Origin of the sequence: Marinobacter sp. LV10R520-4 (assembly GCF_002563815.1) — a bacterium.
Lineage (GTDB): Bacteria > Pseudomonadota > Gammaproteobacteria > Pseudomonadales > Oleiphilaceae > Marinobacter.
In genome coordinates this window covers 2,727,042-2,739,590 of sequence record NZ_PDJM01000001.1, presented here as the reverse complement: position 1 = coordinate 2,739,590, position 12,549 = coordinate 2,727,042, and the positions used below count along the sequence as shown (strand labels likewise).

Below are 12,549 nucleotides of genomic sequence, written 5' to 3'. Positions count from 1 at the left end.
AATGCGCTAACCTTGGCGGGCAACTCTTTTTAGAACGATCACCCGTTACCAGCCGGACCTCTTTCATTATGTTGAATATAAACCGTCAAAAACTCAAATCCAGCCGCGAGTTTATCTGGTTTCTGCTGGATTTTCTGATGCTGGGCCTACTGATGGTGAATATGGCCTTCATCATCTGGGATTCCATTTACAACTTTGTCGCCATTCAAAATACCCTGAAAGAAGTCTTCCCGGCACTGCAAGCGGCTTATCAGCCAATTCACGAAAACTTTATTTTTTACGACTTGCTGTTTGTAGCCGTCTTTCTGACGGAATTTTTTGTCCGCTGGGTTCACGCGGTAAAAACCTACGACTACGGCCGCTGGTACTTCTACCCCTTCATTCACTGGTACGACCTGGTGGGCTGCATACCGATTGGCGGCTTCCGTATTTTACGCCTGCTACGGCTAATCTCGATTGTGCACCGGTTGCACCGCTACGGCATCATCGATGTTACCCAGTATCGGGCTTATCAGTTCATCAACTTCTATTACGAAGCGTTCATGGAAGAGCTGTCAGACCGTATCGTTCTGAACGTCATCGGTGGTATCCAGTCCGAAGCCGGCCGGGGTTCACCGCTGGTGAATCAAATTCAGCAGCAGGTGCTGTATCCAAGGCGGCAAATGATCACTAACTGGCTGTCTGCCCGGGTTGCGAAGGCCGCCGCGGAAAGCTACGTGCCAAACCGCGGTGCCCTGCGCAACTATCTGGAAACCCGGGTTGACCACGCCCTGCAGCAAAACATCGAACTGTCACGTTTGAAGCTGTTACCGGTGGTGGGTGGAACCATCGCGCGCACCTTGGAAGACTCGGTGGGGGATATTGTCGCCAACATTGTTCATCAAATCCTGGAAGACCTGGCCTCAAGCGCCAATCACGCCTTTATTGATGACCTGGTGGCAGCCGTGTTACCCAATGTCGAACCCGGGCGCAAGGAGCACCAGGCCAACCAGGCGCTGGTCGAGATGATTCAGGAAATTCTGGAAGCCGTGAAAACCCAGGTGAAGGTCAAACGCTGGCGCGAAAACCTGCCGTAATAACGAAGGCCAAAGCCCGGGCGCTTAACAGCCAAAACCTGACCTGGGTGACCGCTAACAGAAAGTGCGCCACGGTGCCCGTGCATGGCGCCCCGGATATCAGTACCAACCAGCCCCTGAATATGACCTATTCGGCTTACCGTTCACGGCCACTGATGCACTTGGCATATCTGGGCAATATGGGTGTAGCAGCTGCTCTGACCATTTCACTGATCCAGAATGGCAGGCTATGGGGCATGCTGACGTGGGATCATATTGTTGATAAAGTTGGTAACTATAGAAAAAATAGTATGACTTTTGAAAACATTACAAATACTAACCCAGACGATCTGGCCGTCGATCGCTTTGCCATTGAATTTGAGTCTTCCAGTCGCTATTTTCAGTAGCTATTTTTTTGCTTCCGTAATACCTTACGCTATGTAAGGCGAATGAAAAAAGGAAAGGCAGGCAATGACCACAGCAACGGTAACTAGTAAAGGACAAATAACGATTCCGGCCAACGTGCGGGCTGAATTAAAGGTAGGGCCTGGTGATCGCGTAGAGTTTGTGAAGGTGTCCGAAGGCCGATGGGAAGTTCTCGCGGCGGTTGAGGACGTTAGCCGACTACGAGGCATTGTTGCAGCTAAACGAGTCGTAAGCATTGAAGAAATGGATTCAGCAATTCGGCAAAAGGCGGGACGATGATCGGCCTTGATACCAACGTTCTGGTGCGCTACTTGACTCAGGACGATGCGGCCCAGTCTGCACTGGCCAATCAAGTCATTGAAGAACAACTGACACCGCGTAATCCCGGCTTCATATCGTCGATTGTATTGGTCGAAGTGGTCTGGGTGCTGGAGACCTGTTACAACCAGACCCAAAGTGCGATTGAGGCGATAGTAAACGGGCTTCTGATGACACGCCAACTCGTGGTCGATGAAGCTGACTTGGTTTATCTCGCGCTTAAACGCTTTTCAGGTGGGAATGCGGATTTCAGTGACGCACTTATTGCTGTTATCAGCGAAAACCGGGGATGCAGTTCGACATTGACCTTTGACAAGAAAGCTCAGTCAGTCGGGATGGTATATATCAATGAGACTGGCGCATTCCGATAAACAAAAGGGCGCCCTAGACAAACATACAAATCGAGGCCGCCGAGAATCTGGCCCGTGCATTTACCAAACAGCTCAGCCAGCAGCCACTGCTGCAACCGGCTACCAGCCAAACGTTTCTAGACCAGACGTCTGAAGCCGTGGTTATTGCCGGTGCCGATGGACGGATCCAGTCCGTTAACCGCTCGTTCTGTGAAGGTGGTGTCTGGTCCGAATTCCTGGCCCACATGGAAGCTGAAACTGGCAAGCGCGTCCAGTTTTTCCCTGTTCAGTCGAATGCCGCTCAAATCGAAGCTATGCGTGCCGGCCGTTTGCACATTGCTGGCTTCAACACCGGCTCCAACCCGCTGGCTGTTGCCTGCTCTGGTTATCGCCCGTTTGCGATGATGGCCGCGGCTGATGGATCGTTCGGTTATGAAATGGAAATCATCACCCACCCGGATTCCGGCTTCAATGACATTGAAGACCTGCGCGGACAGAAACTGGCCTTTACTTCTCAAACCTCCAACTCGGGTTTTAAGGCGCCTTCCGCCATTTTGAAATCAGAATACGGAATGGAGCCGGGTCGCGATTTTGAGGCGGTTTTTTCCGGCAAGCACGACAACTCCATTCTGGGCGTAGCAAATCAGGATTACCCGGCAGCGGCCATTGCCAACTCTGTACTGAGCCGTATGCTCAGCCGCGACATCGTCTCTGAAGATCAGATCAAAACGCTGTACAAATCACAAACCTTCCCGACTACTTCTTACGGTCTTGCCCACGATCTGCATCCGGATCTGCAGGAAGCCGTTCAGAATGCCTTTTTCTCCTTCGACTGGTCAGGAACAAAGCTGGAAGAAGAATTTTCCAAATCGGGTGAGGCGCAGTTTGTTCCTATTACCTTTCAAAAAGAATGGTCGGTTATTCGTCAGATCGACGATGCCAACGGCGTGCAGTACAGCTGCCAATAAGGCTAACTCTACGCACTATGGGCCACTAAAAATCAATTCATAACTCAGACTTTTGCCCGGCAATTGCCGGGCTTTTTTGTTTATTGACCACTCAGTTTGGGTGCGTCGATGCCAATCGCCAACAGTCAATCTTGACGGGGCGTAAGGAGTGGCAATGTGTTAAAACTGGAACAGTTAACCAAGGTCTACAAAACTGGAGACAAGGCGCTGACCAACATCAACCTGTCGGTAGAAGCCGGCCAGGTAGTGGGCTTGATTGGCCCCTCAGGCGCGGGCAAGTCAAGCCTCCTTCGCTGTATTAACCGCCTGGTTGAACGCTTGACTGTTATGGAAAACGTGCTCTCCGGTCGCCTGGGATACGTTCCGTTCTGGCGCAGGCGTTCGTTACTCGAATCATCGGCCTGAATCAGGGACAGGTGGTGTTCGATGGTGCACCCTCTGAATTATCTGACGATGTTCTGACACGGATTTATGGCGAGGAAGACTGGGCAGCCCTGCGGGGTAAGCCCGGCCGAGAGGGTGAAGATCCGGAGTCCCCGGCACTGGACGCGAATCGCCTGGAGAGCGCCCAATGACAACACAGCAATATCCCAGAACCTGGCGACGCCCGCCCGTTCTGATTCCCGATCCACGTTGGCGCTGGGGCTTATACCTGGTTGCGCTGGTTTACCTGCTGGCCGCCAGCAGCTCGCTGGATGTCAACTGGCAGCGGGCCTACGAGGGGCTAGACCGGGGAGGCCGATTTGCCATGGGCTTTTTACAACCAGATTTCACCACCCGCTGGCGTGATATATCTATCGGCCTGGTAGAAAGCCTTACTATGACGCTAACGTCGACCATCGCTGGCGTTTTGTTGGCCATACCGGTTGGTCTGGGTGCTGCACGCAATATTTCCAACGGCCCGATTTATCTGATTTGCCGCAGTTTTGTTGCTGTTTCGCGCAGCTTGCAGGAAATCATCATCGCTATTCTGTTTGTAGCCATGGTGGGTTTTGGTCCGCTGGCTGGATTCCTGACCCTGACCTTCGCCACCATTGGCTTTATGGCCAAATTGCTGGCAGAAGACATCGAAGAGATGGATGAACGGCAGGCTGAGGCCATTCGAGCCACGGGGGCCAGCTGGCTGCAGCTGATCCATGTTGGTGTGATGCCACAAGTAATGCCCCGGCTGATTGGTCTGTCGTTATACCGGCTGGATATTAATTTTCGCGAATCGGCGGTAATCGGCATCGTCGGCGCAGGCGGTATTGGCGCCACTCTGAACACGTCCATTGATCGCTACGAATACGACTCGGCTGGCGCTGTACTGATCATCATCATCGTGATTGTGATGGCGACGGAGTATCTGTCTGGTTACGTTCGTAAGTGGGTGCAATGATGACTCAACGTTTAACCGCACTGAACGTCTGGAAACGCAACACCCGCAAACACGCATGGCTGGTCTGGTTTGCCTGGCTAATCACGATTGCGGCCTTTATTGTGACCTGGCGCATCATGAACCAGAACACGCTCTGGTTTTTTCTGGCGGATGCGCCGGAACAGATTCGGGATCTGGGCGGGCGCATGTTTCCGCCGAGCTGGTCGTACATTAATTCTCTCTGGGGGCCGCTCTGGGACACCCTGAATATCGCAACGCTTGGCACCTTGATCGGCATTGTCATTGCCGTTCCTATCGCCTTTCTGGCGGCTCGCAACACCACGCCCTCACGTCGTTTTGTAAGGCCGCTGGCGTTATTGGTGATTGTTGCATCGCGCTCCATAAATTCCCTGATTTGGGCGCTGTTGCTGGTGGTATTGGCTTGCAATTACAGGCCGCACTGAACACTCTGGCGTGGCCTCGGGTAACAATGATCTTCGTGGTTATTCTGGGCACCGTGGTGGTGTCTGAGTGGGTGTCTTCGAAAGTTCGGAATGCGATTCGCTGAGCCTGGCACAGCTATTTGACGGCCCTGAGTGGACGTACCTGCTGTGAATGCGGCGCTGCTGAGAATTCAGGCCATTGCCCAAACTGGCTGCGCGACGCTCACCGGCTTCACTGCTTTGCCGGGCCCGCGGAACAGGCTGTTTGCGGTAAAGCGCCCTCAGGATTCACATCCGCGCTGCCCTGCCCCAGAAAGTTTACTACCACCGGTTTGGCGATGGCGGCTGCCCGGGCCAGAATTTTGTCTGCGATGGCCTGCGCTCGTGGCAACAGCACTAGAACGGCCACCGCCAAGTGTTCGCGCGCGGGCGTAAGCCGTAACGGTCCAGACAGTCCAACTTCCTGCCTGGCGGCCATAGCCAGAATATAAACCGTCAAAAACTCAGATCCAGCCGCGAGTTTATCTGGTTTCTGCTGGATTTTCTGATGTTGGGCCTGCTGATGGTGAATATGGCCTTCATCATCTGGGATTCCATTTACAACTTTGTCGCCATTCAAAATACCCTGAAAGAAGTCTTCCCGGCACTGCAAGCGGCTTATCAGCCAATTCACGAAAACTTTATTTTTTACGACTTGCTGTTTGTAGCGGTCTTTCTGACGGAATTTTTTGTGCGCTGGGTCCACGCGGTAAAAACCTACGACTACGGCCGCTGGTACTTCTACCCCTTCATTCACTGGTATGACCTGGTGGGCTGCATACCGATTGGCGGCTTCCGTATTTTACGCCTGCTACGGCTAATCTCGATTGTGCACCGGTTGCACCGCTACGGCATCATCGATGTTACCCAGTATCGGGCTTATCAGTTCATCAACTTCTATTACGAAGCGTTCATGGAAGAGCTGTCAGACCGTATCGTTCTGAACGTCATCGGTGGTATCCAGTCCGAAGCCGGCCGGGGTTCACCGCTGGTGAATCAAATTCAGCAGCAGGTGCTGTATCCAAGGCGGCAAATGATCACTAACTGGCTGTCTGCCCGGATTGACCACGCCCTGCAGCAAAACATCGAACTGTCGCATTGTTCACCAGATTCTGGAAGACCTGGCCTCAAGCGCCGCTCCTGCAGGGGTTGGCGTTGTGGCGGGGCGTTTGCGCACGACGTGCACTTCACACGCGCCGGTTTGTGTTCCATTTGCGCTGGCTCACATTAACTGCAACTGACGCTTAGGCCGTTTGAGCGATTTGCAGTTCTACATGCAGTCCGGCAGTGGCCAGCATGTTGATTAGCGTATCGATGCTGAACAGCGTGACCTTGCCGCGTAGCAGATCGGAGATGCGTGGCTGAGTCACACCGAACAGTTTGGCCGCGCTCGCTTGCGACAGGCCTTCAGCCTCAATGCGCTTCTTCAAAGCGATCATCAAGGCGGAACGCACCTTCATGTTTTCGGCTTGTGCTGGGGTGTCCTCAATGGCATCCCAGACGCTTTCGAAACGTTGGCTCATGGGCCTAACTCCTTTATCAAGTCTTTCAGTCGTTGGGTGGCCAGCACAACGTCCGCGCGGTTGGTTTTCTGGGTTTTCTTCTGGAAGCAGTGCAACACGAAAATGGCGTCTTCAAATTTCGCGACATAGATCACCCGGAAAGCTCCAGAGGCTTCACGGATGCGTATTTCACGAACGCCAGCGCCGATGCTTGCCATTGGCTTCCAATCGTCCGGCTCGCGACCTTGCTGAACCTGATCCAGCTGGTGGCCAGCTTCTCGCCGGGCATCTTCTGGAAAAGTGCGCAGTTCACTGAGAGAGCTGCCGCAGAACGCGATGGGTTTATGGTTTCGTTTCATGAATTAAATCATACAAAATTTTGTATGAGGGGGCAAGCGCCTTTTGTCTTTGACATCCTCCCCGCCCTCTCGCTTCGCGAAAAAAATGGGGATTCCTACGGCGCTGGGCTGCTTGGGTAGGTTCCTGCTGCTGACGGCCCACATCGCGGCGGGGCGCCGCTCCTACAGGGGTTATGAGGTTATGTGGCGGGCCTGCGGCCCGCATCGCGGCGGGGCACCGCTCCTACAGGGGGTTGGCGTTGTGGTTTTTGTCGGAACACCGTAGCTTTTGTAGGAGCGTCGCCCTCGGCGCGAGCTGTTGGATTTATGGAAAGGAGTTCCATGATGCTACCTGAAAGAAAGGGATTTGCCAGTCGGTTGCGCACCGGCCGCTGGTCGGAGGTTGGGCAGATTTATTTGGTGACTACGGTGACGCGCGAGCGGCGTACGGTTTTCGCTGATTTTGCTTCAGCCCGATCGTTGATTGGCGTGTTGCATGCGGAGTCGACTTTGGGCCGCTGCACGACTCTGGCGTTCGTGGTGATGCCCGATCATTTACATTGGTTACTTCAGCTGGAGCAGGGGTCGCTGTCGGCTCTGGTGGGCCGGGTCAAATCCATATCAGCCAAACGCTTGGGCGGGCCTGTCTGGCAGACGGGGTTTCATGACCGGGCATTACGTCGCGAAGAGGATTTGCAGTCGATGGCGCGCTATGTGGTCGCCAATCCGCGCAGGGCAGGCCTGGTTACGCGCGTGGGCCTCTACCCACATTGGGATGCCATTTGGGTGTAGCGGTTGGTTGTGCCTTTGGGTTTTGCGGTGTTTGTGGTGTTTGTGGTGTTCGGTGTTTGCGGTGTTTGCGGTGGTTTCGGTTATGTGGCGGGCCTGCAGCCCACATCGCGGCGGGGCGCCGCTCCTACAGGTGCTATCGCGGCGGGGCTGTGGTTTTTTTTGTCGGAGCGCCGTAGCTTTTGTAGGAGCGTCGCCCCCGGCGCGAGCTGTTGATTTTGCCTTTGGGTTTTGCGGTGTTTGCGGTTGTGTGGCGGGCCTGCGGCCCACATCGCGGCGGGGCGCCGCTCCTACAGGGGTTGTTTGTGTTGCCGCCGGTTGCTGTGGCTGCCAGCCAGCACGGCAATGGCACAAAGCACCACAAACGTTGCGGCGTTGGCGGGAATTTGCAGGTTGAAGTCGGTGCTGGAATGAATTAGCAGGGCAATAATGCCCATGGCCGCACCAAAGCCAACGCCGCTGCGGTACACCGAATCGCGCCGCCGCAACGCTTTTAATGCATACCACAGTGCCATCAGGGTGAATGCCACCAGCGGCAGGCTGCCCAGCAAGCCAAACTCGATACCGAACTGTAGATAGTCGTTGTGGGCGTGGTCAAAGTGTAGGCGAATGTCTTCGCCGGGGTATTGCGGGAACACTGCCTCGAAGCTGCCGGCGCCCTGGCCGACCATTGGGCGTTCTGTTAACAGGGGAATGGCGTAGCCGAACACGTCGTCTCGCAGTTCGTTGGCCCGCTGTACCACGTCGCCGTTGACCACCACATCGTTCAGGCGGGTGTTGGTTAAGCGGTCTTTGAGTTTTTCCAGGCCAAAGTATTGGCTGATCACCAGTACGTCAATCAGAATCAGGCTGACGAGGATCAGGCTGTTGCGCAGGCGGTGTTCTTTTTCGATGAGGATGAACAGCCCGCCAACCATTAGCAGGCTGATGAAAAACGCAGCGTTGCCCATCCGTGAGTGGCTCATCACCAGTGCGATGACCATAACCACCAAGGCCAAGCGCAGGCGTGCCTTGGGGCCCATCAACAGCTCCAGAAGGTTTACCCAACTAAAGGGACGGTTGTCACGCAGCGCCAGCAGCAGGCCTATACCGCAAGCCAGGCTCATTTCCAGGTAGCCCGCCAGGTGGTTACGATTAACGAAGGTACCGGTGGCGTGGCCGACGTAACTGGTTTTGGGGCCGGCCAGCAGCCATTCAACACCGGATAACGTCATGAAGGCTCCCCAAAAGGCTTGCAAGGCGCCGCTGACGACTAAGGTGCCCAGCAGAAGGCTCAGCCGTTTACGGGTATGGCACAGGCTGACCACCAGCAGGAACAGCAGGCTGTAAGCCAGCCCGAGCATCAGGTATTGGAAGGTTGCGCCATTGTCGACCGTTAGCCCGGCCAGCCACTGCACAGCAACCCAGGTTTGTGTGAGTAAAAGCAGCCCTAGAAGCGGGAGTGCGGCCCTAACTGACTTGATTTGCAGGGCGGGTGTTACGCTGCCGCGCAGTTGGCCGATGGCCCAGAGGCTGCCCAGCCCGCCGATTAACAGCACCAGCAAGCCCACAGACCAGTCGCGATTGCTACCCAGCGGTAACGGCAGCCACACCAGCACCACAAGCACGGCGACAAACAGGAATCGATCAAGGCGGCTGGTAGGCTGGGACATTGGCTTGGGTCAATCCGTAAATAAATATAAAAAAGGCAGACCAGTAAGATGCTGGTCTGCCTTTTTCTTATGTGGCGGCGGGGGAGCTGTTGATCTGCTTCCGGTTAACGAGCAAAAATGTTACGGGCAACGCGGCACGGTGTCAAAGACTAAATTGGCAATGAGCCAACAATCGCGCGGGCAAATCAAGCCTGAGGAGCCCCCGGCACTGGGCGCGCTGAACACTCTGGCGTGGCCCCGGGTAACGATGATTTTTGTGGTTATTCTGGGCACCGTGGTGGTGTCTTGAGGTGGCTGAAGTGAGCGATATGCGCTCGCAGGTTAAGCACTGATTCCGAGTAATGGATCGCTAGATACGAAAAATTCAGCGCTGGATATCGATAATGCTGTGGTGTCGCCAGCAAATGATCAAACTTGCGGCAGTTGATCGCAAGGTGCGAAAAAACAAAAAAATGGCTGCGGACTGGGCTCTGAAAAAGGTTTTTCTACAGCCTCGTTAGCATAAAAACACAGATCAAATATGGCTATATGCCCATACTATCGTTATAATTTCCCTATGAGCAAATCAAACTTTGAGTGAGATGACGCGAAGAACCTCGAAAATCAAGAAAAGCACGGAGTATCGTTTTACGATGCTCAGCATGCATTCAAAGATGAGCGACGTGTTATCGCCGAAGATACTGTGCATAGCCAAGATGAAAAACGTTATTTTTGTTTTGGTTTAAATCAAAAAAATTCAGGTATCTTAACTGTTCGTTTTACTTATCGAAATAACCAGATCAGAATTATTGGTGCTGGTTACTGGAGAAAAGGGAAAAAATTGTATGAACAAGCAAATTCAATACACTGATGAGCCAATTGGTGAATTAAGACTTGTTGCTGATTTCTTATCTTCACCTGAAGAGCTGAAATTAAAAAGTGAAAATACTAAAGTAACTATTTCATTAAGTTCCGAGAGTGTTGCATATTTTAAACAGGCCGCCAAAACTAATCACATGCAGTATCAAAAAATGATTCGTGAGTTACTGGATGAGTATGTAGCACATCAAAAAAAGGCTAACAAGTAACACCAACGGACTCCTTAACATCCTCACCGTCCCTTCAGGGCGGCGAGGTAGGTTTCTGCTGCTGACGGCCCGCATCGCGGCGGGGCGCCGCTCCTACAGGGATTGTGCGGTTATGTGGCGGGCCTGCAGCCCGCATCGCGGCGGGGCGCCGCTCCTACAGGGATTGTGCGGTTATGTGGCGGGCCTGCAGCCCGCATCGCGGCGGGGCGCCGCTCCTACAGGGATTGTGCGGTTATGTGGCGCGGCATTGTGGCTTTTGTCGGAGCGCCGTGGTTTTTGTAGGAGCGTCGCCTCGGCGCGAGTTGTTGATTTTGCCTTTGGGTTTTGGTTAAGCGGTCTTTGAGTTTTTCCAGGCCGAAGTATTGGCTGATCACCAGTACGTTAACCAGAATATAGATACAAAAAAGGCAGACCAATAAGATACTGGTCTGCCTTTTTTCTTATATGGTAGCGGGGGCAGGATTCGAACCTACGACCTTCGGGTTATGAGCCCGACGAGCTACCAGACTGCTCCACCCCGCATCAAACTTGTTGTTAACTGAGAGCTTTTTAATCTGCTTCCGGCTAACGAGGAGCGCATACTACGGGCAACTCGACACTGTGTCAAAGACTAAATTGGCAATCAGCCATAAATCGCGCGAGCCTGCTCGACCGCTTGCCAATCCCCTCCAGCATCGTCCTTGGGGCTGTGCCCAAATAGAGTATGATTTGCGTCACCGGTTCAAAGAAAACGTCATCATCGCCAGAGGATCACTGCCATGTCGGATCTGTATTTCAAGCTGATCAACACCTCATTAGGGCAAACCGCAGCCAATACTCTGGGCTTACCCGCGCCAATTCCTTTGCGGCGGCTAAAACGGGTAGACCAGCCATTTATTGAAGGTGATGTTCTGCTGGGCGCCGGCGGCGGAGGGAAGCTGATTTCCGAGGTTGGGCGAATACTGGGCGCCAGTGCGGCCACGCTCTATCACGCCAGCGGCGATAAACGACTGGTGGATTCAGCCAAGGCTGGAAACCGGACAAAGCCCATGGTTCTGCCGCTGAGCAAGCCCGGCAACTTTTCTGCCCTGGTGTTTGACGCCAGCGGCATCAAAACGCCCGGCGAGCTAAGCGCAATTTATCAGTTTTTTCACGCCAGTATAAAAAGCCTGACTCAGAACGGGCGAGTGCTGGTGCTAGGCCAGCCCGTAAAAATTTGCCGCAAACCAGCTCATGCGGCGGCACAACAGGCGTTAGATGGGTTCGTGCGTAGCATCGCAAAAGAAATTGGCAACAAAGGCGCCACTGCGAACCTGTTGAGGGTAACCACGGGCGCCCAAAACAACCTGAACTCCAGCCTGCGGTTTTTTCTATCTGCGAAATCAGCGTATGTGTCCGGACAGGTTGCCCAGATCGATAAAAGCACCAGCGCAGCAGCCTCCAACCCTGTGGCACCTCTTACCGGCAAGCTGGCCCTGGTGACCGGCGCGGCCCGCGGCATTGGCCTGGCCATCGCACAAACCCTGAGCCGCGACGGCGCAACCGTCATCGGAGTGGACTTGCCCGCCGCGCGGCAGGAGTTACAGCAACAGATGCAAAGCCTGAAAGGCCACGCCCTGGCGCTGGACATAACCGAAGCCGATACGCCCCAGCTGATTGCCACGTTTATTGAGCAGCACGGCGGCCTAGACCTGCTGATTCACAATGCCGGCCTTACCCGCGACAAAACCCTGGGTAATATGCCAGAACAGTCCTGGGACGCGGCCATCCATGTGAATTTGACAGCGGCCATGGCTATTACAGAAAGAATCCAACGGCATGAGTTATTGCACGCTAACGGGCGCATTGTGTGCCTGTCATCGGTTAGCGGTATTGCCGGCAATCGCGGGCAAAGCAATTACGCGGCGGCAAAAAGCGGGCTTATTGGCTATGTACAGGCCGAGGCACGGCAGCTCAAAAACGGCACCACCATAAACGCAGTCGCGCCAGGTTTTATAGAGACCAAAATGACAGACGCCATGCCCATCGCCGTTCGCGAAGCGGGGCGACGCATAAACAGCTTGTCTCAAGGTGGGCAGCCGGTGGATGTGGCCGAAACCGTCAGCTGGTTTTGCAGCCCGGGGTCGGGTGGCTTAAATGGCAATGTGGTGCGGGTTTGCGGGCAATCTCTGCTGGGCGCTTAGTGCCGGCCGTTGTCATGCCCTATAAAAAAAAGACAGGGACAACTCCCTACCCAGCAGTGGTTGGCGCTCCTTGATTCGAAAGG

The 12,549-nt window shown here is 54.1% G+C and carries 19 protein-coding genes, 1 tRNA gene and 1 pseudogene; 16 read left to right on the top strand and 5 right to left on the bottom strand.

What is annotated here, in order from left to right; all coding sequences use genetic code 11:
* Positions 1-68: 68 nt before the first annotated feature.
* The 10 genes from ATG98_RS13415 to ATG98_RS22740 all read left to right on the top strand — a co-directional run bounded on the left by ATG98_RS13415 (position 69) and on the right by ATG98_RS22740 (position 5,042).
* Positions 69-1,076, top strand: coding sequence for a hypothetical protein (locus ATG98_RS13415; protein WP_098421550.1), 1,008 nt, complete (start codon positions 69-71; stop codon positions 1,074-1,076).
* A 47-nt stretch (positions 1,077-1,123) separates the two neighbouring features.
* Positions 1,124-1,462 (top strand): GAF domain-containing protein, encoded by a 339-nt coding sequence (locus tag ATG98_RS22445; RefSeq protein ID WP_228706138.1) that lies wholly within the window; start codon positions 1,124-1,126, stop codon positions 1,460-1,462.
* 64 nt (positions 1,463-1,526) lie between these two features.
* On the top strand, positions 1,527-1,760 hold the full coding sequence (locus tag ATG98_RS13405; protein WP_098423428.1) for an AbrB/MazE/SpoVT family DNA-binding domain-containing protein: 234 nt from the start codon (positions 1,527-1,529) through the stop codon (positions 1,758-1,760).
* Positions 1,757-2,170 (top strand): PIN domain-containing protein, encoded by a 414-nt coding sequence (locus tag ATG98_RS13400; protein WP_098423427.1) that lies wholly within the window; start codon positions 1,757-1,759, stop codon positions 2,168-2,170. Before ATG98_RS13405 ends, ATG98_RS13400 begins: the two co-directional genes overlap by 4 nt.
* A gap of 137 nt (positions 2,171-2,307) precedes the next feature.
* On the top strand, positions 2,308-3,117 hold the full coding sequence (gene phnD / locus ATG98_RS13395) for a phosphate/phosphite/phosphonate ABC transporter substrate-binding protein (protein WP_228706137.1): 810 nt from the start codon (positions 2,308-2,310) through the stop codon (positions 3,115-3,117).
* A gap of 156 nt (positions 3,118-3,273) precedes the next feature.
* Positions 3,274-3,522 carry an ATP-binding cassette domain-containing protein gene (locus tag ATG98_RS22035; protein WP_218925864.1) on the top strand — a complete coding sequence of 83 codons (249 nt, stop codon included), beginning with the start codon at positions 3,274-3,276 and terminating at the stop codon, positions 3,520-3,522.
* A gap of 14 nt (positions 3,523-3,536) precedes the next feature.
* Entirely contained in the window at positions 3,537-3,692 is a 156-nt protein-coding gene (locus ATG98_RS22030) for a hypothetical protein (RefSeq protein ID WP_218925863.1), read from the top strand.
* Positions 3,689-4,495, top strand: a complete 807-nt coding sequence (gene phnE / locus ATG98_RS13385) for a phosphonate ABC transporter, permease protein PhnE (RefSeq protein ID WP_098421546.1) — start codon at positions 3,689-3,691, stop codon at positions 4,493-4,495. Before ATG98_RS22030 ends, phnE begins: the two co-directional genes overlap by 4 nt.
* Positions 4,492-4,938: a PhnE/PtxC family ABC transporter permease gene (locus tag ATG98_RS13380; protein WP_228706136.1), complete on the top strand. Its 447-nt coding sequence runs from the start codon at positions 4,492-4,494 to the stop codon at positions 4,936-4,938. Before phnE ends, ATG98_RS13380 begins: the two co-directional genes overlap by 4 nt.
* Complete coding sequence (locus ATG98_RS22740) at positions 4,917-5,042, top strand: hypothetical protein (protein ID WP_267283840.1); 126 nt, start codon at positions 4,917-4,919, stop codon at positions 5,040-5,042. The genes ATG98_RS13380 and ATG98_RS22740 overlap by 22 nt, the downstream gene beginning before the upstream one ends.
* A 107-nt stretch (positions 5,043-5,149) precedes the next feature.
* Here ATG98_RS22740 and ATG98_RS13375 read toward each other — a convergent pair whose 3' ends face one another.
* Positions 5,150-5,416, bottom strand: coding sequence for a hypothetical protein (locus tag ATG98_RS13375; RefSeq protein ID WP_098423425.1), 267 nt, complete (start codon positions 5,414-5,416; stop codon positions 5,150-5,152).
* Positions 5,417-5,464: 48 nt separating this feature from the next.
* On the opposite strand from ATG98_RS13375, the gene ATG98_RS13370 reads away from it, so the two are divergent.
* The gene (locus tag ATG98_RS13370; protein ID WP_416376577.1) at positions 5,465-6,187 is read left to right on the top strand and encodes a hypothetical protein; all 723 of its coding nucleotides are present in this window, start codon (positions 5,465-5,467) and stop codon (positions 6,185-6,187) included.
* A 13-nt stretch (positions 6,188-6,200) separates the two neighbouring features.
* On the opposite strand, the gene ATG98_RS13365 is transcribed toward ATG98_RS13370, so the two are convergent.
* Positions 6,201-6,479, bottom strand: a complete 279-nt coding sequence (locus ATG98_RS13365; protein ID WP_098423424.1) for a helix-turn-helix domain-containing protein — start codon at positions 6,477-6,479, stop codon at positions 6,201-6,203.
* Entirely contained in the window at positions 6,476-6,817 is a 342-nt protein-coding gene (locus tag ATG98_RS13360) for a type II toxin-antitoxin system RelE/ParE family toxin (RefSeq protein ID WP_098421543.1), read from the bottom strand. Before ATG98_RS13360 ends, ATG98_RS13365 begins: the two co-directional genes overlap by 4 nt.
* 324 nt (positions 6,818-7,141) lie before the next feature.
* Here ATG98_RS13360 and ATG98_RS13355 point away from each other — a divergent pair, with 324 nt between their 5' ends.
* Complete coding sequence (locus tag ATG98_RS13355; protein WP_098423423.1) at positions 7,142-7,588, top strand: REP-associated tyrosine transposase; 447 nt, start codon at positions 7,142-7,144, stop codon at positions 7,586-7,588.
* 287 nt (positions 7,589-7,875) lie between these two features.
* Here the strand turns inward: ATG98_RS13355 and ATG98_RS13350 are convergent, their stop codons facing one another.
* Positions 7,876-9,237: an O-antigen ligase family protein gene (locus ATG98_RS13350; protein ID WP_098423422.1), complete on the bottom strand. Its 1,362-nt coding sequence runs from the start codon at positions 9,235-9,237 to the stop codon at positions 7,876-7,878.
* A 160-nt stretch (positions 9,238-9,397) separates the two neighbouring features.
* Between ATG98_RS13350 and ATG98_RS22735 the strand changes: the two genes are divergently transcribed.
* The 3 genes and pseudogenes from ATG98_RS22735 (at position 9,398) to ATG98_RS13340 (ending at position 10,304) form a co-directional block, all read left to right on the top strand.
* Entirely contained in the window at positions 9,398-9,526 is a 129-nt protein-coding gene (locus ATG98_RS22735) for a hypothetical protein (RefSeq protein ID WP_267283839.1), read from the top strand.
* A gap of 303 nt (positions 9,527-9,829) precedes the next feature.
* Positions 9,830-10,087, top strand: a pseudogene (locus ATG98_RS22985) (BrnT family toxin); the annotation flags it as partial.
* Positions 10,062-10,304 carry a BrnA antitoxin family protein gene (locus tag ATG98_RS13340; RefSeq protein WP_098423421.1) on the top strand — a complete coding sequence of 81 codons (243 nt, stop codon included), beginning with the start codon at positions 10,062-10,064 and terminating at the stop codon, positions 10,302-10,304. The pseudogene ATG98_RS22985 and the gene ATG98_RS13340, both read left to right, overlap by 26 nt.
* Positions 10,305-10,749: 445 nt before the next feature.
* Here the strand turns inward: ATG98_RS13340 and ATG98_RS13330 are convergent.
* Positions 10,750-10,826, bottom strand: a tRNA-Met gene (locus ATG98_RS13330).
* 236 nt (positions 10,827-11,062) lie between these two features.
* Here ATG98_RS13330 and ATG98_RS13325 point away from each other — a divergent pair.
* Entirely contained in the window at positions 11,063-12,466 is a 1,404-nt protein-coding gene (locus ATG98_RS13325; protein WP_098423419.1) for a 3-oxoacyl-ACP reductase, read from the top strand.
* Positions 12,467-12,549 lie beyond the last annotated feature (83 nt).

Coding starts and splice junctions, on each gene's coding strand:
- ATG98_RS13405 (WP_098423428.1), top strand. CDS start 1,527: ATGACCACAGCAACGGTAACTAGTAAAGGACAAATAACGATTCCGGCC.
- ATG98_RS13350 (WP_098423422.1), bottom strand. CDS start 9,237: ATGTCCCAGCCTACCAGCCGCCTTGATCGATTCCTGTTTGTCGCCGTG.
- ATG98_RS13340 (WP_098423421.1), top strand. CDS start 10,062: ATGAACAAGCAAATTCAATACACTGATGAGCCAATTGGTGAATTAAGA.
- ATG98_RS13365 (WP_098423424.1), bottom strand. CDS start 6,479: ATGAGCCAACGTTTCGAAAGCGTCTGGGATGCCATTGAGGACACCCCA.
- ATG98_RS13370 (WP_416376577.1), top strand. CDS start 5,465: ATGTTGGGCCTGCTGATGGTGAATATGGCCTTCATCATCTGGGATTCC.
- ATG98_RS13380 (WP_228706136.1), top strand. CDS start 4,492: ATGATGACTCAACGTTTAACCGCACTGAACGTCTGGAAACGCAACACC.
- ATG98_RS13360 (WP_098421543.1), bottom strand. CDS start 6,817: ATGAAACGAAACCATAAACCCATCGCGTTCTGCGGCAGCTCTCTCAGT.
- ATG98_RS13355 (WP_098423423.1), top strand. CDS start 7,142: ATGCTACCTGAAAGAAAGGGATTTGCCAGTCGGTTGCGCACCGGCCGC.
- phnE (WP_098421546.1), top strand. CDS start 3,689: ATGACAACACAGCAATATCCCAGAACCTGGCGACGCCCGCCCGTTCTG.
- ATG98_RS22735 (WP_267283839.1), top strand. CDS start 9,398: ATGAGCCAACAATCGCGCGGGCAAATCAAGCCTGAGGAGCCCCCGGCA.
- ATG98_RS13325 (WP_098423419.1), top strand. CDS start 11,063: ATGTCGGATCTGTATTTCAAGCTGATCAACACCTCATTAGGGCAAACC.
- ATG98_RS13415 (WP_098421550.1), top strand. CDS start 69: ATGTTGAATATAAACCGTCAAAAACTCAAATCCAGCCGCGAGTTTATC.
- ATG98_RS13400 (WP_098423427.1), top strand. CDS start 1,757: ATGATCGGCCTTGATACCAACGTTCTGGTGCGCTACTTGACTCAGGAC.